Raw genomic sequence first — 1,063 nt, forward strand, 5'->3', positions numbered from 1 at the left:
ACGAGGCGTCCGGGCACCGCGCGGTGCCCAGCGCCTCGTCGAACCCGACGGCCTCCAGGACGGCGCGCGACGCGGCCATGCTGATCCCGCTGAAGGCGCCGCCGACCTCCGGCGGGTCGGGCACGAGGTCGAGGTACGCGGCGGCGAGCTCCTCGGTGAGCCAGGGGCGCTCGAGGTTCGCGGCGAGCCGGACGGCCCCGCCGACCAGGTCGGCGCGACCGGCGCGCAGCGGGGCGGTCAGGGCGAGCACCCAGTCGGCGGGCACCCGGACCTGGGGGTCGGTGAACAGCAGGTACCGGCCGCGCGCGGCGGCGACGCCGACGTTCCGGGCCCGTCCGCCGGTGACGCCCGGGGCGGCCACGACGCGCAGCCGGGGGTCGGCGGGCAGCCGGGGCAGAAGAGCGAGGTCGCGGGCCACGAGCAGCACCTCACCGTGCAGACGCTCCCCGCGCAGCCACGCGGTCCGGTCCTCCCGGCGTCCGGCCGCGTGGTCCAGCGAGGCGAGCAGGCCACGCAGGGTGAGCGCGAGGCCGTGCTCGTCGCCCCGCGCGACCAGGACCACGGAGACGTCGGCGCGGGCCCGGACGTCGGTCACGCGTCACCTCCGGCTCGCTCGGCGTCGGGCGGCCGAGAATCTCCACATACCCTCGCAAACCGGACAGCAACGCGTCGAGCCGGTCACCCGGGTGCCCGCGCCGGGGTCCCCCGGTCGCCGGACGGGTCACCCGTGCGGGTGCCCCGTCGACGCGCCGCCCGCGGACCGCCGGCCCTCAGCCGCGACCGGCCGCGCGCCCCGCCCCGGCGCAGGCCGGCTCCCCGACGCGCAGCGGCTCGGGGTCGGGGAGGCCGCCGAGGGCGTAGCCGATGCCGAACCCGGTGCTCCAGGACAGCCGCGCCGCGTCGCCCCGCGACCGGATCCGGGCGGCCTCGCCGGCGACCAGCCACGCCCGCCGGGCGATCCGCGCCGGCCACGCCCGGGCGGCCGTGCCGCCGTCCCCGGACGGCCGGGCACCCCGTCCCTCGAGCTCCGGCGCGCCCGGCCCTCCAGCGCCCCGCTCCCCAG

The 1,063-nt window shown here is 80.4% G+C and carries 2 protein-coding genes; both read right to left on the minus strand.

Annotated features, from left to right (window positions below):
- On the minus strand, positions 1 to 595 hold a 595-nt coding region (locus MHY85_RS22005; RefSeq protein WP_239200431.1), incomplete at its 3' end, for a glycosyltransferase.
- A gap of 175 nt (positions 596 to 770) precedes the next feature.
- A partial coding sequence (locus tag MHY85_RS21110; RefSeq protein WP_239200433.1) for a hypothetical protein occupies positions 771 to 1,063 on the minus strand: 293 nt, incomplete at its 5' end.

It is taken from the genome of Cellulomonas sp. ACRRI, from assembly GCF_022346185.1.
In the GTDB taxonomy this organism is placed as follows: Bacteria; Actinomycetota; Actinomycetes; order Actinomycetales; family Cellulomonadaceae; genus Cellulomonas.